This is a genomic window from Rhizobium zaerense, from assembly GCF_051810725.1.
GTDB classification, from domain to species: Bacteria; Pseudomonadota; Alphaproteobacteria; order Rhizobiales; family Rhizobiaceae; genus Rhizobium; species Rhizobium leguminosarum_I.
This window is the reverse complement of record NZ_JBPWQY020000004.1, coordinates 125,114-144,003: the sequence shown is the minus strand read 5'-3', so window position 1 is coordinate 144,003 and position 18,890 is coordinate 125,114. Positions and strand designations below refer to the sequence as shown.

Annotated in this window: 16 protein-coding genes; 10 read left to right on the top strand and 6 right to left on the bottom strand. The window is 60.6% G+C overall.

From position 1 onward, the window contains the following. Positions 1-20 precede the first annotated feature (20 nt). The 3 genes from ACS4RR_RS28635 (at position 21) to ACS4RR_RS28625 (ending at position 4,605) form a co-directional block, all read left to right on the top strand. Positions 21-1,949, top strand: coding sequence for a diguanylate cyclase (locus tag ACS4RR_RS28635; RefSeq protein ID WP_456190494.1), 1,929 nt, complete (start codon positions 21-23; stop codon positions 1,947-1,949). A gap of 80 nt (positions 1,950-2,029) precedes the next feature. After that, on the top strand, positions 2,030-4,324 hold the full coding sequence (locus ACS4RR_RS28630; RefSeq protein ID WP_222350839.1) for an FdhF/YdeP family oxidoreductase: 2,295 nt from the start codon (positions 2,030-2,032) through the stop codon (positions 4,322-4,324). After that, complete coding sequence (locus ACS4RR_RS28625; protein WP_170279563.1) at positions 4,321-4,605, top strand: hypothetical protein; 285 nt, start codon at positions 4,321-4,323, stop codon at positions 4,603-4,605. Before ACS4RR_RS28630 ends, ACS4RR_RS28625 begins: the two co-directional genes overlap by 4 nt. A 51-nt stretch (positions 4,606-4,656) precedes the next feature. Here ACS4RR_RS28625 and ACS4RR_RS28620 read toward each other — a convergent pair whose 3' ends face one another. The 6 genes from ACS4RR_RS28620 to ACS4RR_RS28595 form a co-directional block, all read right to left on the bottom strand. Further along, positions 4,657-5,658 (bottom strand): AraC family transcriptional regulator, encoded by a 1,002-nt coding sequence (locus ACS4RR_RS28620; protein ID WP_170279564.1) that lies wholly within the window; start codon positions 5,656-5,658, stop codon positions 4,657-4,659. Positions 5,659-6,768: 1,110 nt separating this feature from the next. Next, a complete protein-coding gene (locus ACS4RR_RS28615) occupies positions 6,769-7,848 on the bottom strand; it encodes a quaternary amine ABC transporter ATP-binding protein (RefSeq protein ID WP_222350840.1) in 1,080 nt (359 codons plus the stop codon). Continuing rightward, a complete protein-coding gene (locus ACS4RR_RS28610) occupies positions 7,841-8,728 on the bottom strand; it encodes an ABC transporter permease (protein WP_170256650.1) in 888 nt (295 codons plus the stop codon). The genes ACS4RR_RS28615 and ACS4RR_RS28610 overlap by 8 nt, the downstream gene beginning before the upstream one ends. A gap of 207 nt (positions 8,729-8,935) precedes the next feature. Next, complete coding sequence (locus ACS4RR_RS28605; protein ID WP_170259543.1) at positions 8,936-9,937, bottom strand: ABC transporter substrate-binding protein; 1,002 nt, start codon at positions 9,935-9,937, stop codon at positions 8,936-8,938. A 67-nt stretch (positions 9,938-10,004) separates the two neighbouring features. Then, positions 10,005-10,799, bottom strand: a complete 795-nt coding sequence (locus ACS4RR_RS28600; RefSeq protein WP_170276055.1) for a pyrroline-5-carboxylate reductase family protein — start codon at positions 10,797-10,799, stop codon at positions 10,005-10,007. Positions 10,800-10,810: 11 nt separating this feature from the next. Continuing rightward, a complete protein-coding gene (locus ACS4RR_RS28595; protein WP_011649280.1) occupies positions 10,811-11,440 on the bottom strand; it encodes a TetR/AcrR family transcriptional regulator in 630 nt (209 codons plus the stop codon). 147 nt (positions 11,441-11,587) lie between these two features. Between ACS4RR_RS28595 and ACS4RR_RS28590 the strand changes: the two genes are divergently transcribed. From ACS4RR_RS28590 to fghA, 7 genes are all read left to right on the top strand, one after another. After that, on the top strand, positions 11,588-13,624 hold the full coding sequence (locus ACS4RR_RS28590; protein ID WP_222350841.1) for an NADH:flavin oxidoreductase: 2,037 nt from the start codon (positions 11,588-11,590) through the stop codon (positions 13,622-13,624). Between the two features lie 48 nt (positions 13,625-13,672). After that, positions 13,673-14,275, top strand: coding sequence for a dimethylsulfoniopropionate lyase (locus tag ACS4RR_RS28585; RefSeq protein WP_222350842.1), 603 nt, complete (start codon positions 13,673-13,675; stop codon positions 14,273-14,275). A gap of 34 nt (positions 14,276-14,309) precedes the next feature. After that, the gene (locus ACS4RR_RS28580; protein WP_222350843.1) at positions 14,310-15,059 is read left to right on the top strand and encodes an electron transfer flavoprotein subunit beta/FixA family protein; all 750 of its coding nucleotides are present in this window, start codon (positions 14,310-14,312) and stop codon (positions 15,057-15,059) included. A gap of 25 nt (positions 15,060-15,084) precedes the next feature. Then, a complete protein-coding gene (locus ACS4RR_RS28575; RefSeq protein WP_222350844.1) occupies positions 15,085-16,014 on the top strand; it encodes an electron transfer flavoprotein subunit alpha/FixB family protein in 930 nt (309 codons plus the stop codon). Between the two features lie 14 nt (positions 16,015-16,028). Further along, positions 16,029-16,724 carry a dimethylsulfonioproprionate lyase family protein gene (locus ACS4RR_RS28570; protein ID WP_456190492.1) on the top strand — a complete coding sequence of 232 codons (696 nt, stop codon included), beginning with the start codon at positions 16,029-16,031 and terminating at the stop codon, positions 16,722-16,724. A gap of 148 nt (positions 16,725-16,872) precedes the next feature. Continuing rightward, entirely contained in the window at positions 16,873-18,000 is a 1,128-nt protein-coding gene (locus tag ACS4RR_RS28565) for an S-(hydroxymethyl)glutathione dehydrogenase/class III alcohol dehydrogenase (RefSeq protein ID WP_222281726.1), read from the top strand. Positions 18,001-18,003: 3 nt separating this feature from the next. After that, the gene (fghA, locus tag ACS4RR_RS28560) at positions 18,004-18,840 is read left to right on the top strand and encodes an S-formylglutathione hydrolase (RefSeq protein WP_222281727.1); all 837 of its coding nucleotides are present in this window, start codon (positions 18,004-18,006) and stop codon (positions 18,838-18,840) included. The last annotated feature ends 50 nt before the right edge of the window (positions 18,841-18,890 follow it).

The following is an 18,890-nucleotide window of genomic DNA, read 5'->3' as shown; positions in this document are numbered from 1 at the left end:
GCTCAAACCAGTATTGCCTTATGATTGGTTCGGATGACGTATTGGAAGGTGGATCCAACGCAGTGAATGGCATCTGGACGCAATTTGGTGGCAACCTGTCATTCGTGTGCCTGGCGATTTCGCTCTGGGCGCATTTCTCGATCCAATTTCAGCGTCGTTCGGTCACACAGGAAAAAATCGCCTTCGGAATTGTGGCCGGCTGCGCTTCCGTCGGATCGATATTGTTGGCCGTCGAAGTCAATCCCGGCATCTATATCGACATGCGCTTCTCGCCGCTTGCTTTGGCAGGCATGTTTGGCGGACCGGTCGCAGCGGCTTTTGCGGCGGCGCTGGCGTTGGCTTTCCGCTTCTGTGTGGGCGGTACGGCAATGATCGATGGCCTGATCGCAATTGCTGTCGCGACCGGGATCGGCCTGGCTGCCAATGTCTGGATCCGGAAGAGATCCCCCGAGCTTATGGACGTTGCGATGCTGAGCCTCGCGCTCGGCGCCGCACTGATCGTCTTGATGGCGGTGCTTCCCACACTGGTGCATGCCCGCGTATTGGCCATCATCGGTCTGCCGATGACGGTATTGAATTGCCTGGCGACGGCGCTGTGTGGTTTCGTTCTGTTGAAGACGCAGCAATGGGAGCTGGAGCGAAGCATATTGGTGACCGCGTTTTCGCAGTCGCCCGACTATCTCTACGTGAAGGACCGAAACAGCCGGTTCATCACCGTCAATGAAAATATGATCCGCCTTTTTCGTTTCAAAACCACGGCGGAGATGACCGGATTGTCGGATTTCAATCTTCTGTCGCGGCCGCGCGCCGAAGAATTTTATTATCTCGAACAGCAGGTCATGGACACCGGGGTGCCCCTGATCGACTCCGTCGAGCGTGTCGAAGACAGATACCTGCTCGCCTCCAAGGTGCCGCTGAAGGATAGGCAGGGACGGGTGATCGGCCTTGCCGGCGTCACGCGTGACGTGACGGAGCGGACTGCTCTGGAGCGGGAATTGCGCAAGAGCAAGAACCTGCTGTCACATGCGATGGCCGGCATGTCCGATGGCATCGCCATGTACGACAGCAAGGGTTTTCTCGTTTTTTGCAACGACCAGTATCGCGCCGCCTTTCCGCTATCCGGAGACGTCCGCGTGGTTGGCGCTCATATCAGCGACATCCTTCGCCGCGTTGCCGAAACCGGCGAGCGCACGGGTATCCCGGATAATGACCGCGAAGAGTGGATCAGGTCCGTCAGTGCTACGTTGCACAGCAACAAGGACGAAGAGGTTCAGCTTCACAATGGCGACTGGCGCAGCATCCGGACAAGGCTAGCGGAAGACGGCACGGCGATGGCGGTTGTCTCAGACATCACAGCGACCAAGCAGGCGGAAATCGCGCTCAGGCTGTCGGCGGAACAGCTGAAGAACCTCGCTGAGACAGATGGGCTCACCGGCATGGTCAATCGCCGGGCCTTCGACGAAGCTTTCGCGCGCGAAACCGCAGGCAGCGCCAGGAAAAACACGCCGTTCAGCCTTCTGATGGTCGATATCGACCGCTTCAAGGCCTATAACGATACCTATGGTCATCCCGCCGGAGACCAATGCCTGCGTGTCGTCAGCAGGTGCCTGCGCCAGTCGGTCAGCCGCCCGGCAGATATCGTCGCGCGCTACGGCGGAGAAGAATTCGTGGTTCTGCTCCCCGCAACCAGTGCGAAAGGCGCAATGATCGTTGCCGAGCAATTCGCGCGTCTCCTCAGCCAGGAGAATATCGTTCATTCCGGCAGCGAATTCGGCCGGGTGACCGCCAGCATCGGCATATCCTGCGCGACGGGGGCCACCTTGAGGATCAACCCGAACCGCCTCCTGACCGAGGCCGATGCCGCGCTCTACGACGCCAAGACGCAAGGCCGCAATCGCATCCTGGCACATTCGCCCGACGAACGGCATGCCATGAAGGACGTCGGTTAGCCAAACCTTTGATAGGTTTTTCCTATCGAACCATCGATCATCCGACCTTGATGTTTCCCCCGCTTCGACAATAAGGGCGCATGGACACAAAATTCATCGGTAAGAAATCGGCGGCAGCCGGTGGCTGGGGCGCTTTGAAGAGCTGCGGCAAGCGTTTGCTGCAAAGCGGCATGCCCATTTCAGGGGCGCGGACGATGCTGAAGGCGAACCAGCCGGATGGATTCGATTGCCCGGGCTGCGCCTGGGGCGATCCGGAGCACGGATCGTCGTTCGAGTTCTGCGAGAACGGCGTAAAGGCCGTCGCCTGGGAGGCAACGGAGAAACGGGCAACTCCGGCCTTCTTCGCGGAGAATACGGTATCGCAGCTTCGCCAGCTGACGGACTATGAACTGGAACTCAACGGCCGCCTCACGCATCCGATGCGCTACGATGCGGCGAGCGACCGTTACCTGCCGGTCGCGTGGGAAGATGCCTTTGCCGAGATCGGCAGTATTCTGACAGGCCTCGATAATCCCAACCGGGCGGAATTCTACACGTCGGGCCGGGCGAGCAACGAGGCCGCCTTCCTCTACCAACTGTTCGTGCGCGTCTACGGCACCAACAATTTTCCCGATTGCTCCAATATGTGCCACGAGGCAAGCGGCATCGCCATGCGCCAGGCGGTCGGTGCGGGCAAGGGTACCGTGCTGCTGGAGGATTTCGAAGAGGCCGACGCGATCTTCGTGATCGGACAGAACCCGGGCACCAACCATCCGAGGATGCTCGGCGACTTGCGCCGGGCGGCGATCCGCGGCGCGCGCGTCGTCGTCTTCAATCCCATCCGCGAACGTGGGCTGGAGCGCTTCTCCGACCCGCAGGACAAGGTCGAGATGCTGCGCGGCGGTTCGACCGATATCGCCAGCCTTTATCTGCAGCCGCAACTCGGCGGCGACATGGCCGCGGTGCGCGGGATGGCAAAGGCCGTTCTGGCCGCGGAAGAAGCAGCCGTCGCCGCCGGCCTGCCTTCCGTTCTCGACCACGCATTTCTCGCCGAACATTGCGATGGTTTTGCAGAATACCGGGCAGCGGTCGAGGCGACTTGCTGGGCTGACATTGAGGACCAATCGGGACTGAGCCGGCAGGACATCGAACGGTCGGCCGATGTCTATATCAACGCCGAGCGGGTCATCTGCACCTGGGCGATGGGCGTGACCCAGCACCTGCATTCCGTCGCGACGATCCGCGAGATCGCCAATTTCATGTTCCTGCGCGGCAATATCGGCAAGCCCGGTGCCGGCCTTTGCCCCGTTCGCGGCCATTCCAACGTGCAGGGCGACCGCACCGTCGGCATCAATGAAAGGCCGGCGGATGATTTCCTCGATGCGCTGGAGGAGCACTTCCGCTTCACCGTTCCCCGCGAACAAGGCCACAATGTCCTTGCCGCGATCGGCGCAATGCTCGACGGCTCGGCGGAAGCCTTCATCGGGCTTGGCGGCAATTTCGCCCGCGCCACGCCCGACAGCGCCCTGGTTGAAAAGGCGCTGCGGCGGCTGAAACTGACGGTGCACATCGCGACCAAACCCAATCATTCGCATCTCATGCCCGGCGAGACGGCCTTCATCCTGCCGTGCCTCGGACGCACCGAGATGGATCTGAACGCGGCGGGCAACTCACAGCTCATAAGCGTCGAGGATTCGATGAGCATGGTGCACGGTTCCGCCGGCATCAATCGCCCGGCCTCGCCGCATCTCCTCTCGGAAGTCGCCATCATTGCCGGCATTGCACAAGCGACGGTCGGCTCCGCCGTGGTCGACTGGTCAGAGCTTGCCGACGACCACGACCGCATCCGCGATCATATCGAGGCGACCATCCCAGGCTTCGAAAATTACAATAGGCGCCTGCGCAAGCCGCGCGGTTTCCACCTGCGCAACCCGGCCGCCCATCGGGAGTGGGATACGCCGACAGGCAAGGCATCATTTTCTTCCGAGGCGCTTCCCGACGAGACGGTGCATCAGCGGGCGCGAAAGGGCGAGGGGCGTTTCGCCCTGCAGACGTTCCGGTCACACGATCAATACAATACGACGGTGTATGGTCTCGATGACCGATACCGCGGCGTCTACGGGGAGCGGCAGGTCATCTTCATTCATCCGGCCGACCTGACGGCGATAAATGCCAAGGCCGGTGACCGGGTCGACGTGGTCGGCGAGCATGAGGACGGTATCGAGCGCATCGCTGAGAATTTCCGCTTTGTGCCCTATGATATTCCGCGGGGAAGCATAGCGGGTTATTATCCCGAACTGAACGTGCTCGTGCCGCTCGGCAGCTCCGGCAGGGAAAGCGATACGCCGACCTCAAAATCCATCATGGTTTCCTTCCGCCGGCGAAAAGCTGCGTGAGCGAGGAGGCGTCAGAGGCCGATCGCTTTCTTGCCCTCGTCGCTGCGGCGCAAGACAGGGATATCAGGCTGACATCCATACAGGCCGGTCTCCTTGTCGCCGCGGAACTCGGGATTGCCCGTGACAGTCGCGCCTTTGCGCGCAAGCTGGGGATCGCGCATTCTCTCGTGCTCAGGGAACTCAACGGCCTGGCGGAGCGCAAAGGCCTGCTGCAGATCGTGAAGCGGGATCCGAGGACCATGAGAGTGCACTACACGTTGCCGCCGCGGGACGAGACATAAATACACTGTGTCAGCGCCGGCCACCTGCGTACTCGCCGCAAGCTGAGGCCATTATCGACCGATCAGGCGTTTCCTGGTGTCGGAGGGGTATTCTCCATATGTGGCTTTATAGACTGCCGAAAACCGGCCGAAATGAAAGAAGCCCCATTTGAGGCAGATGGCCTTCATGGTCTCCTTGCTCTCGGGATCGATGAGATCCTGGCGCGCGGCGCGCAGCCGAAGCGTCAGCAGATAGGCGGCGGGAGAGGTTCCTCTGAATGCACGAAAACCGGTTTCGAGCGCCCGGCTGGATACGCCGGCCGCTTCGGCCACCTTCAGCATTGTGATCGGCTGATCGATATTGGCGTGCATGAATTCGATCGCCCTGCGGACGTGCCGGGGGGCGATCAGGGACGGGCCATTCTCCAGGAAATGCGATAGCCGGTGAGGCACTAGGCGCACGACCAGATCGGCCAGCGCCTGCGTCATATGCGCCATGGCGATCGGCGACTGCAGCAAGGGGCCATCGTCGCGCATGCCTAAGATAATCGTTTCCGTGAGGTTGCCGATCAACCGCCCGGCGGGCTTGGACAGATCCAGTTCCGGCAGTAGGTCGAGGGAGCCGCTGAACGGCATCTCGAATGTCTGGCCGATCGTCTGGAGGATGACAGGCCAGTTGATCAGCAACTCGTCGATGACGTTTGATTGCCCATGCATGATGACGCTGTCGGGTTCGAAATTGTTATAGAGAAGCAATTTTCCTTGCCCGGCCTCGGCGATGCGGGACGATCCATAGGTTACCCCCATGCCGCCGCTGCGCGGCACTACAATCGACAGATACTCCGACGTATTGACGGTCGGCTCGATATTGAACTGAAACTCCGCCTCATGATAACCCGTCAGCAGAACGGCCTTGTCACAGACGGAGAAATCCAGTCCCCAATGGAAGTCCTGGGCGCGGCCGACAGGCTCGGCATCAAAGGCGCCAAAAGCACCCCCCAGCGTTTCGACCATGTTGTCGAAGGACGAACCGCTAAATCGAAATGAGAATGGGGCAGTGCTATTTTCTGTCATGCTGCTCCCATTGTTCGATGTGGCTGTTTCGACATGCCCTTCTTGACCGCTCTGAGATGCCAGTGTGATGCGCGATCCGCGCGGGCGCCGGATCGGCGCGCCTACCTCTGCCAGTCTTGCCGGTCGTCATGCATGCGCCGTCGCGGGACTTCATCAGGGCCAGCAGCCGGTGTGGATGGGCGGAGCTCGCCTATATATTAGACGATTGTAACTTATAGTGAAGCTGCTTGCCGCGGAGCAGGTGGATTTCCGCATGGTCGGTCTCGGATCAGCGGCTTTCGGCAGCCGATCCAGCCCGAATTCGGGCGTGGCAAGCGTCAGAAAGACCAACCCTTTACATGCACCATCGATCGTTCCGGCAGAGCTCAGATGTTTTTGCGAGACGGCAGGAACTGACAGAACATGCGGCGATTGGCAAGATTTGCGCTACCGGTTATGACGGCAGTCCGCTGGTAAATCGATTGCGCTGAAGACGCGATCTTGCAGCTGCAGCTGCAGCTGCCATGCCACAGGTTCAACTGCCGCGACCTTGCCGAGACGCTCATCATCTGAAGTTTGTAGGAATGTCCATCCGAGAGCCGCGCAGTCGCCTGCCGAAGGTTTTATAGTGGACCGTTTAAGGAGCCTTCGGCAGGCAGACAGGCATGCAAGCATACGCACGGGATGGGGTGCGTATGTATGATCCCTTCCATCCTTCTGGGGGCGACGGATGGACGGGCCTTTTGGCTTAGAGACCGCAAACCATCATGGTCTTGGTCAGGATTGATCTTATTATTCTCCAGCCATGGAGCAATTGTCAGGCGCCGATATTGTCGGCCGATCGGCTTTTCGCTACGCAGTCTGGACTGCTCCTGCGCAAAATGTATACGCAAGCACTCGCCTCAAGCCGTATCTTCCGCGGTGCGGCCTGCCGGCCGCCGCGCTCGGAAGGGATCGGGCGAGAGAATCGTCATCAGTTGCTCATCTTCAGCGAGCTTCCAGGCGGTTGCGCAGCCGCGCCAGCCCTCGTTCAGCCCCAATCATCAGACGGCCGACTCCAGGTTCCGGAGATGGCGACCTGCCAGATATCGGTGTCGCCAACGAAACGGAGAGACAGCCGCAAGCGCAGCTTCAGAGCGCGATCGAGAGGGCGCTATCGCGTTGGGGAGCCACCTCCTGCGAGTTCACCATCGCACCCGCGAGCTGGCGGAAGGTGACAAGGCCCAATGCTTCCCCGGATGGCGAAATCACCCTCGCATCGTTGTCCTGCGCCGATGCCAACATCCGGACGGCCTCTTCGACGGTCGTACCTGATGCAATCGTCAATCCGCCTGGCACCGCACCGGAATGCAAGGATGTCATGACGGCATCGACCTGGATGACCCGGCCGCGATTGACCTCCTTGACGAAGTTGGCGATGTAGGCGTCGGCCGGACGCAGAACGATGTCCTGGCTGGTGCCCTGCTGGATGACTTCGCCATCGCGCAGGATCGCAATCTGATCGCCCAGCCGAAGGGCTTCGTCGAGATCGTGGGTGATGAAGACGATGGTCTTCTTGATCTCCTTCTGAATGTCGAGAAGGACTGTCTGCATATCCGTACGGATCAAAGGGTCGAGTGCCGAATAGGCTTCGTCCATCAGCAGAACCGGCGCATCGTTCGAGAGGGCTCGTGCCAGCCCGACGCGCTGCTGCATGCCGCCCGATAGCTGGTTGGGATATTTGCTCTCGAAGCCCTTCAGGCCGACCCGCTCCAGCCAGCCCATGGCGACGTCGGCGGCTTTCGAGCGCTCCATGCCCTGCACTTCGAGGCCGAAGATGGTATTGTCGAGAACATTGCGGTGCGGCAGAAGCGCAAACTTCTGAAACACCATTGCCGTCTGGTGCCGGCGAAACGCCCGCAATTCGGTCTCGTTCATTTTCACCACATCGACGCCGTCGACAAGCACTTCTCCGGCGGTTGGATCGATCAGGCGATTGAAGTGGCGGATGAGCGTCGACTTGCCCGAACCCGAAAGGCCCATGATGACCTGGATGCGGCCCGAGGGTATCTCGACATTGATATCTTTCAGGCCGAGCACGTGGCCGTGCTTTTCGTTGAGCTCGGTCTTCGACAATCCCTTTTGGACGGCATCGACATGAGCGGCAGGGTTGGGACCGAAGATCTTGTAGAGGTGGCGGATCTTGATGCCGCCGAAACGTTGATCAGCCATGGACGATCTCCCGATGCTTCTGGAGCCGTTTGCCATACGCCTGGCTGACCCGGTCGAAGATGATGGCAATGCCGACAATGGCAAGGCCGTTGAAAATACCCAGGGTGAAGTACTGGTTGGCGATGGCCTTCAGAACCGGCTGGCCAAGGCCCTGGACGCCGATCATCGAGGCAACGACTACCATGGCGAGCGCCATCATGATGGTCTGGTTGATGCCGGCCATGATGGTGGGAAGCGCCAGCGGCAATTGGACCTTGAACAGCTTCTGCGCGCTCGATGTTCCGAAGGCATCGGCTGCCTCGAGCACGTCCTTGTCGACCAGGCGGATGCCGAGGTCGGTCAGCCTTATCATCGGCGGAATGGCGTAGATGACGACGGCGATCAGTCCCGGCACCTTGCCGATGCCGAGCAGCATGACCACAGGGATGAGATAGACGAAGCTCGGCATGGTCTGCATAACGTCGAGGATCGGATTGATAACGCGCTGCAGCCGGTCGGAACGCGCCATCAATATCCCCATCGGGATGCCGATGGCGATGGAGAGCACGGTACAGACGAAGATCATCGACACCGTCCGCATCGTATCGTCCCACATGTCGAAATAGCCGATCAGCAGCAGTGTCACGAGACAGCCGAAGACGATCTTCAGGCTGCGGCTCGCAAACCATGCGATGACAAGGATGATTGCCGTAATGATCGGCCACGGCGTCTGCGTCATGAAGCGGTCGGCGGCGATCAGGAAATGCTGCAGCGGGGAGAAGAGGTTTTCGATCGCGTCGCCATAGCTGCGGGTAAATGCGCGAAAGCCGTCATCGATCGCCTTCTTCAGATTGCGAAGGGCATCGTCATCCATATGCGGGAATTTATAAAACCATTCCATTCGGTTCCCCTTTTTCTTCAAAGAGCCGTGGCAGTCTTTTTGATTTTATCGGCAGCGAAAGGCGGTGCGCATTAAGCGCACCGCAGTTGTCGGCGTTGTAGCATGATGCCGAAAACTGTGAGCGGCTTTCGCAGACATCATGCTCTGACTATTTAATTTAGAACAGCATTCAGATTTTAGGCCGATCCGGCCTGAAATCATCCTGTCCTAGAGCGCAGCTTCGATCTTCGTGGCTGCCTCAGGCGAAACCCACTTGGTCCAGAGGTCCTTGTTTTCTTTGAGGAAGTGCTTGGCACCGTCCTCGCCGGTTGCCTGGTTGTCGGTCATCCACGCCATCAGCTTGTTGACCGTGTCGTTGCTCCAGGAGCGCTTGGTCAGGTAGTCCATCACCTCGGGCCCGGCCTTTTCCGAGAAAGGCTTTGCAACGAGGGTGACGATCTTGTCGACCGGCCATGCGTTCGGCTTCGGATCGGGGCAGTCGGCGACGGTATTGCAGCGCTTCCATTCGGCGGGGTCGTTCGGCACGCCGGCTTCCAGCTTGACCATCTGATACTTGCCGAGCAGCGCGGTCGGCGCCCAGTAGTAGCCGGCCCAGCCTTCCTTGCGTTCGTAAGCCTTGGAGATCGAGCCATCAAGGCCGGCAGCCGAGCCGGTATCAACGAGGGTGAAGCCGGCCTTGTCGGCTTCGAAGGCCTTGTAGAGCTGCGTGGTCACCACGGTGCCGCCCCAGCCCTGCGGTCCGTTGTAGATGGCGCCCTTCTTCGGGTCCTCGGGAGCGGGGAAGAGTTCTGGATGCTTCAGCACGTCGCCGATGGTCTTGATGTCGGGATGGGCGTCGGCCAGATATTTGGGAATCCACCAGCCTTGGACGCCGCCATCGGGCAGCGGAGAGCCGACCTGGACGATCCGGCCTTCTTCCGTTCCCTTCTTGACGACGTCGGGCAGCAGGTCGATCCAGGCTTCCGGCGCGATATCCGGCTGGCCCTTTTCAGCCATCGAGGTGATCGTCGGAACGGTATCGCCGACGGTGATTTCCGCTTGGCAGCCGTAACCTTCGTTCAGGATGAACTTGTCGAGGTTGGAGAGAACCTCGGCACTCTGCCAGTTCATGCTGGCGATGGTGACAGTGCCGCATTCGGCGGCGCTGGCGAAAGACGCCCCGCCGATCAGGCCGAACGTCAGACATGTCGATGCGAGTAGTTTTTTCATTCTCGTTCCCTCTGTTTAGCGGCCGGTTTTGCTAAGCGGGGCGCCGCAGGACCCGCTCCAACGGTTGTCAGGAAGCGTCTCCCATACTCACCGATTTCTTGAATGCCGCCGATAGTCCCTTCGCGACCGAAGCGTCGAACCCGGCAGCGCGCATGGCTTCGATGGCCGCTGCAGTGGTGCCGCGATAGCCGAGAAAGGTTTGAACGACGTCATCGGGACATTCGTCGCGGCGCTCCAGCAGGCGGCCGGCGCCCGTGATCACCGTGTTGACGGCGCGGCGCGCAATCTCCCCCGGCAGGCCGTTTGCGACGGCGTCGCGCATCATGGCGGCGGCGAGCAGCGCAGGGAATGCCGGTCCGGACCCGGAAAGGCCGGTGAGGTAATCGATGTCGCTTTCCCTTGCGACCTCGTCCTCAGATCCGCATGCCTGAAAAATCGCGTGGACGAGCGCCCGGTCGTCTTCGGTGACAGCGCTCGCGCCAATCCACGGCGTATAGGATTTGGCGACTTCGGCGGCGGCGTTCGGCAAAGCGCGGACGACGCGACCGGTGTTGTGGCGCTCGGAAAGTGCGTCCAGGCGGATGCCCGCCATGACCGAGATGACCAGCTTGCCACCGGCATCGACATCAAGAGCATGCCAGTCATCAGGACGGACGGAGAGAAGGATCACGTCCGAACGGTCGGCAAGCGCCTGATTGTCGGTGGTCAGGAAAGAATTCGGGAAGCGGCGCGGCTGCTCGCTGCGATAAGAGAGGGAGAGGTTTCGAGGTTCGACCAGGCCGGCACCAAGGATCGAGCCGGCGATTGCTCCGCCAAGCCAGCCACCGCCACCAATGATCCCGATTCTCAAGAAAGCGCTCATCCCGGCCTTCCCTAACCCGGCCTATAGCCATGCCGGGAGAAGAAGCGATCGAGCTCCCTCTGCTGCGGCACTTCGCCGGTGTAGATCGCGATATATTCGGGAATCCGTTTCATGCGGACGGCGAGTTCCTCCTTGGCTTGCATAGAGATGTATCCGATCTGCACGAGGTACGTTGTTCGCGCTCGGACATCCGATGTCGCTTCTGGTAGCCCGAACCGGATAAACATCCGCTTGAGCGCATCGAGCCGGAGCTGATCGGCTTGCCGGACCTCGGCAAGAATCTCGTCGGACTGCAGCGCCCAGCTGCGCACGGCGAATTCGAACCTGGCGTCGAACAGATCATTGTTGAGCCAGCAATCGAAGACGTTGAGCATCGCCTCGGCGAGCGATTCCGCGTAGGCTTCGGACTGTTTGACGATGTTGCCGGTGTTTTTGTCGCGCCACCGCGCCACGAGCCCGGCCAGCAGTTCCTCCCGGTCCTTGAAGAACCAGTAGAAGCTCGTGCGCGAGAGGTTGAGCTTCTTCGCCAGCGGCAGAATTTTCACCGAATCCACGCCGGAATCCAGCAGCGAGTGGTATGCTGCTTCCAGCCATCCCTCCTGTGATCCGCGCCAGCCTGTATCATTCAAAGCCTGATCCATGGATGATCTCCTATCAGATTATCAAGCCACGCACAAGAAAAATGTACATCAGTGTCTAAATCGACGACCAAGCTGTTTTCAATGTTGACACATATGTACATTGTGCTTAGCGTCTCCTCTGACGTTTTTAATCCGGAACCGCCGCCCATGTCGAACGATCCCCTTCTTCAGCCTTACCAGCTCAAGCATTTGACGCTACGCAACCGTATCATCGTGACCTCCCACGAGCCGGCTTATCCGGAGGACGGCATGCCAAAGGAGAGGTATCGCGCCTATACGGTGGAGCGGGCAAAGGGCGGCGTGGCCTTGACGATGACGGCTGGCTCGGCCGCGGTTTCCAGGGACAGCCCGCCAGTGTTCAACAACCTGCTCGCCTATAAGGACGAGATCGTGCCCTGGGTTAGGGAAATGACCGACGCCGTGCATGAAGAGGGTGCGGCGATCATGATCCAGCTCACTCATCTCGGCCGGCGCACGCGCTGGGACAAGGGCGACTGGCTGCCGGTCGTGGCGCCATCGCATCATCGCGAGGCGTCCCACCGCTCCTTCCCGAAGAAGATGGAAGATTGGGACATCGAGCGCATCATCAAGGATTTCGCCGACGCTGCGGAGCGCATGAAGGCAGGCGGCATGGACGGTGTCGAACTGGAAGCCTACGGCCACCTGATCGATCAGTTCACGTCTCCGCTCACCAACGAGCTCGATGGTCCCTATGGCGGCTCCCTCGACAACCGTTTGCGCTTCTGCTTCGATGTCTTCAAGGCGATCCGGCAAAGGGTGGGGAACGACTTCATTCTCGGCGTGCGCTATACTGCCGACGAATGTCTTCCCGGCGGCACCGGCAAGGGCGACGGGATCGAAATTTCCAAGCGCCTGAAGGCAAGTGGCCTGATCGATTACCTCAACGTGATCCGCGGTCACATCGATACCGATGCGGGTCTGACCGACGTGATCCCGATCCAGGGCATGGCGAATTCACCGCATCTCGATTTCGCCGGCGAAATTCGCGCCGCAACCGATTTCCCGACCTTCCATGCGGCGAAAATCCCTGACGTCGCCACCGCGCGCCACGCGATCGCCTCCGGCAAGGTCGACATGATCGGCATGACACGCGCTCACATGACGGACCCCCATATCGTCCGCAAGATCATGGAAAAGCGCGAAGACGATATTCGTCCTTGCGTCGGCGCCAATTACTGTCTCGATCGCATCTACCAGGGCGGGGCCGCCTTCTGTATCCACAATGCCGCCACCGGCCGCGAACTGACCATGCCGCATATCGTGGCGAAGGCCGACGCCAGGAAAAAGGTCGTCATCGTCGGCGCCGGCCCGGCCGGTCTGGAAGCGGCGCGCGTCGCCGGAGAACGCGGCCACCAGGTCGTGGTTTTCGAAGCGGCGAACAATCCCGGCGGTCAGATCCGGCTCACCGCCCAAAGCGAGCGCCGCAGGGAGATGAGCAGCATCATCGACTGGCGCATGAGCCAGTGCGAGAAATACGACGTCACCTTCCACTTCAACACATGGGCGGAAGCGGACACCATCGGAGCCGAGAATCCCGATGTGGTCATCATCGCGACCGGCGGCTTGCCGCATACCGAGGTTCTCGCCCGCGGCAACGAGCTGGTGGTCTCGTCATGGGACATCATCTCCGGCGACGTGAAGCCTGGAACCAACGTGCTGATCTTCGACGATGCCGGCGACCATGCCGGCCTCCAGGCAGCTGAGTTCCTCGCAAAGGCGGGCGCCAAGGTCGAGATCATGACGCCGGACCGCTCCTTCGCGCCCGAGGTCATGGCCATGAACCTGGTGCCCTATATGCGGTCTCTCCAGAAGCACGACGTGACCTTCACCGTCACCTATCGTCTCGAGGCCGTCGAGAAGAGCGGCAACCAGCTCGTCGCCCATGTCGGCAGCGATTACGGCGGGATTGCCAGGCAGCAGAGCTTCGACCAGATCGTCGTCAATCATGGGACCATTCCGCTCGACGAGCTCTATTTCGAACTGAAACCCAGCTCGAGCAATCTCGGCGAAATGTCGCACGACCAGCTTCTTTCCGGAGAGCCGCAGTCCGTGATCCGCAATCCTGATGGCAAGTTTCAGCTGTTCCGGATCGGCGACGCGGTCGCCGCACGCAACACGCATGCCGCCGTCTATGACGGCCTGCGCATCGCGAAAGATATCTAATCGCTACAGTGGACCGCTTGCCGGTCGATGGTCTCGGGAGGTGATGACATGAGGTTACGCAATGAAAGCCTCCAGATCTTCCTGGATGCGACGTTCGCGGCTTTCGACCAGTTCGCCAAGGCCCCAGAGGCCCGCCGTTCGGTCCGTCAGATTTTTGCGGCGCTGGAGCGCCAAGGGATCGCGCGTACGGGGCCGGGAAGCCGATTGCCCGTGTGTGCTCAGCTTGATGTGGCGCTTTCCTTCGATACGTCCTATCCTTCGCTGACACGTTTGATCGAGGGGTTCAAAGGCGTCGAGCCAATGCTTGAATGGCATCGGCGCACCAAGTATGACCACACGGCCAGCGACAATTTTGTCGATGGGCATGCCAATGCCATGATTATCGGCCCGGGAGGATTGGAAGAGCGGAGCGACCTGTGGATCGGCGTGACGTTGATGGCGCCTCACGTGCGCTATCCGGATCATGATCATGCGCCCGAGGAAGTCTATCTCGTGCTTTCCGAGGGAGAGTTCCAGCAGGGGGAAGGGGACTGGTTTTCGCCAGGTATCGGCGGATCCTTCTACAATGTCCCTGGCATCCGACATGCCATGAGGTCGCTCGACACGCCGCTCTTCGCCTTTTGGGCATTGCTTGCCGAACGGCCGAACTGACGGCCAGCAGTTTAGAAATAAAGGGGGGTTGCCCATGAAGATACTCGTCCCAGTCAAACGGGTTGTCGACTACAACGTGAAGATCCGGGTGAAGCCGGATGGCACGGGTGTCGAGCTAACCAATGTGAAGATGTCGATGAACCCGTTCGACGAGATCTCGGTGGAAGAGGCGCTGCGGCTGAGGGAAGCCGGCAAGTGCGAGGAAGTGGTGGTCGTCTCGATCGGTCCGGCCAAGGCCGAGGAGACGCTGAGGACCGCCCTTGCGATGGGCGCCGATCGGGCGATCCTCATCGAGACCGACGATCAAATCGAGCCGCTCACTGTCGCCAAGATCTTGAAGGCTGTTGCGGATGCCGAACAGCCGGGGCTGATCATCGTTGGCAAGCAGGCGATCGACGATGACAGCAACCAGACCGGCCAGATGCTGGCAGCACTGATGGGAATCGCCCAAGCGACCTTCGCCTCGAAGATCGAGATCGGTGATGGCAAAGCAACTGTCACCCGCGAAGTCGATGGCGGCCTGCAGACGATCGAGATCAAGCTGCCGGCGGTCGTCACATCAGATCTGCGCTTGAACGAACCGCGTTATGCCTCGCTGCCGAATATCATGAAGGCGAAGAAGAAGCCGCTCGACAAGAAGAGCCCTGCCGATTTCGGCGTCTCCACCACGCCGCGCCTCAAAGTGTTGAAGACCGAGGAACCGTCGGGCCGCAAGGCCGGCGTCAAGGTCAAGTCGGTCGCCGAACTGATCGACAAGCTCAAAAACGAAGCCGGCGTGCTGTAATCAGCTGGGAACAGGAGCCATCATCATGACCATTCTTCTTCTGGCTGACCACGACAATGCCAGCCTGTCCGATCAGACCGCCAAGGCGCTGACGGCAGCCGCAAAGATCGGCGGCGACGTGCATGTACTGGTTGCCGGCAAGGCTGCCAAGCCCGCTGCCGATGCCGCCGCCAAGCTTGCCGGCGTCTCCAAGGTGCTTCTGGCCGAAAGCGACGAACTCGCCAACAATCTGGCCGAACCGCTCGGCGACCTGATCGTTTCGCTCTCCGCCAGCTACGACACGATCATCTCGGCTGCCACCTCAGTCGGCAAGAATGTTCTGCCGCGGGTGGCCGCTCTTCTCGACGTCGCCCAGGTCTCCGAAATCATCGAGGTGATCTCGTCCGACACCTTCAAGCGGCCGATCTATGCCGGCAACGCCATCCAGACGGTGCAGGCAACGGACGCCAAGAAGGTGATCACCGTGCGCACCGCATCCTTTGCCTCCGCGCCGGAGGGTGGCTCGGCAACGATCGACGCAATCCCGGCGGTTTCCGACCCGGGGCTGTCGACCTTCATCGGAGACGCGCTGTCGGCCTCAGACCGGCCGGAACTGACCTCGGCGAAGATCATCATCTCCGGCGGCCGGGCACTCGGCTCGGCGGAAAAGTTCAGGGAAGTCATCCTGCCGCTCGCCGACAAGCTCGGTGCTGCCGTCGGCGCATCCAGAGCCGCCGTCGATGCCGGTTATGCGCCGAACGACTGGCAGGTCGGCCAGACCGGCAAGGTGGTGGCGCCGCAGCTCTATATTGCCTGCGGCATTTCAGGCGCCATTCAGCATCTGGCCGGCATGAAGGATTCGAAGGTGATCGTCGCCATCAACAAGGACGAGGAGGCGCCGATCTTCCAGGTCGCCGACTATGGCCTCGTCGCCGATCTCTTCGATGTCTTACCGGAATTGCAAAAGGCGCTCTAGCGGGGAGACCGAACGTGGCGCGCGTCGTGGGACGTCCAATCAAACCTGGTGCCGACCTTCTTCTCAACGATGACGAGAAGCCGGCATATATACGGCTGCACGACATCGGCAGGGAGAGGCGCTCTCGGCCGCTGCAGGAATTCCTCAATGACATCGGCGGGCTGATGTTGTCGGCCGAGGCTCCTGCGGTCGCCAGTTTCGTCGCGGGCAAGGTCCTCCAGAGGCTGCTCAAGACCGGCAAGGTGCGTCCGGAGGGCGGGCCTCTTCCCGGCGCGCCGGAAGGGCTGGACGACGCCATCGGCCATCTTGCAAAATCGGGACGGAAATACGAGGCGATCGCCAGCCAGTTTCGTAGTCTCGCCGACAAGCTGCTCTGGAGACGCGGCCGCTCCGGTCCGTTTGCAAGCCTGAATTTTGGCGATACGCATTCCCATGCGGTCTTGGTCGGTCCCGGCGGCATGGAGGAGCGCGCCGATCTGAGGGTCGGCGTGATCTACATGGATCGCTATACAAGATTTCCCGATCATGTTCAGACCCAGCCCCGCGCCTTCATTCTGCTTTCGCCGGGTGAAATCCGCCTTGGCGATTCCGAGTGGTTCTCTGCCGCTATCGGGACGGTCTTTGCGAACGACGCCGGCCAATCTTTCGCGATAAGATGCACAGCCCGGCCGCTGCTGGCGGTCTGGTGCCAGATTGAGCGGGAGAGGTGATAGGGTCCTTGGCAACAGCGAGCCTGAGATGAACGAAAAGCCGAACGCGAGAGCGTGAAGTCTCGCGGTGAAGCAGCAGCAGATCGGCGAGAGCTGGCCCCTTCGAATATGCAGCATCAGAATTCAATTTGACAGGAAGGATATCAAAATGGACGTTCGCGCCGCCGTGGCCACACAGGCCGGAAAACCGCTCGAAGTGATGACCGTGCAGCTGGAGGGGCCGCGAGCCGGCGAAGTGCTGGTCGAGGTCAAGGCGACGGGCATCTGCCACACCGATGATTTCACCCTGTCGGGCGCCGATCCCGAAGGCCTCTTCCCGGCCATCCTCGGCCATGAGGGTGCCGGCATCGTCGTCGATGTCGGCCCCGGCGTCACCTCGGTGAAGAAGGGCGACCACGTCATTCCGCTCTACACCCCGGAATGCCGCGAATGCTATTCCTGCCTTTCCCGCAGGACCAATCTCTGCACCTCGATCCGCGCGACCCAGGGCCAGGGCGTGATGCCGGACGGCACCTCGCGCTTTTCGATCGGCAAGGACAAGATCCATCACTATATGGGTTGCTCGACCTTTTCGAACTTCACCGTGCTGCCGGAGATCGCCCTTGCCAAGGTCAACCCGGACGCCCCCTTCGACAAGATCTGCTACATCGGCTGCGGTGTCACGACCGGCATCGGTGCGGTCATCAACACCGCCAAGGTCGAGATCGGCTCGACGGCGATCGTCTTCGGCCTTGGCGGCATCGGCCTCAACGTGCTCCAGGGTCTGAAGCTTGCTGGTGCCGACATGATCATCGGCGTCGATATCAACCCTGACCGCAAGGCCTGGGGCGAAAAGTTCGGCATGACCCACTTCGTCAATCCGAAGGAGGTCGGCGACGACATCGTGCCCTATCTCGTCAACCTGACGAAGCGCCACGGCGACCTGATCGGCGGCGCCGACTACACCTTCGACTGCACCGGCAACACCAAGGTGATGCGTCAGGCGTTGGAGGCCTCGCATCGCGGCTGGGGCAAGTCGATTATCATCGGCGTTGCCGGCGCCGGCCAGGAAATCTCCACCCGTCCGTTCCAGTTGGTCACCGGCCGCAACTGGATGGGCACCGCTTTCGGCGGCGCGCGCGGCCGCACCGACGTGCCGAAGATCGTCGACTGGTACATGCAAGGCAAGATCCAGATCGATCCGATGATCACCCACACCATGCCGCTCGAAGACATCAACAAGGGCTTCGAGCTGATGCACAAGGGCGAAAGCATCCGCGGCGTGGTCGTGTACTGAGCCATGAAGACCATCTCGACCGAAAAATCTCATGGCGGCACCCAGGGCGTTTACGTCAATCGCTCGGATGTCTGTGACTGCGACATGACCTTTGGGGTATTCCTGCCGCCGCAGGCCAAAGCACGGAAGCTGCCGGTTCTCTGGTACCTGTCCGGCCTGACGTGCACGCACGCCAATGTCATGGACAAGGGCGAATATCGGCGGCTTGCGGCCGAGCTTGGTCTCGTCATCGTCTGCCCCGACACCAGCCCGCGGGGCGAAGCCGTCCCGGACGAACCGGATAATTGGCAGTTTGGCAAGGGCGCCGGCTTTTATGTCGATGCCACCGAGCCGCCGTTTGCACAGAACTATCGGATGTACAGCTACATCGTCGACGAATTGCCGAAGCTTATCGCGGCCGAGTTTCCGGTCGACATGACGCGACAGGGAATCTTCGGTCACTCGATGGGGGGACATGGCGCGATCACGATCGCGCTCAAGAACCCCGAACGTTTCGGCAGCTGCTCGGCCTTCGCGCCGATCAGCCATCCCACGGTCTCCGGCTGGTCAAAGCCGGCATTCCGAAAATATCTCGGAGCGGATGAAGCGCGCTGGCGGGCGTATGATGCCTGCTCGCTGATCGAAGACGGGCACCGGTTCCCGGAATTCCTCGTCGATCAAGGGACGGCGGATAGCTTCCTGGAGGATGGATTGCGCCCCGACGAGCTCAGGCAAGCCTGTGAGACGGCCGGCATCAGCCTGCGGCTTCGCATGCAGGAAGGCTACGGCCACTCCTACTTCTTCATTTCGACATTCATGGAAGACCATCTGCGCTGGCACGCGCGAAGATTGGGAGACTGATTGCAGAGCTTGGCCGGGCATATCGCAAACGGCCCAGAAGGGGAGGAGAA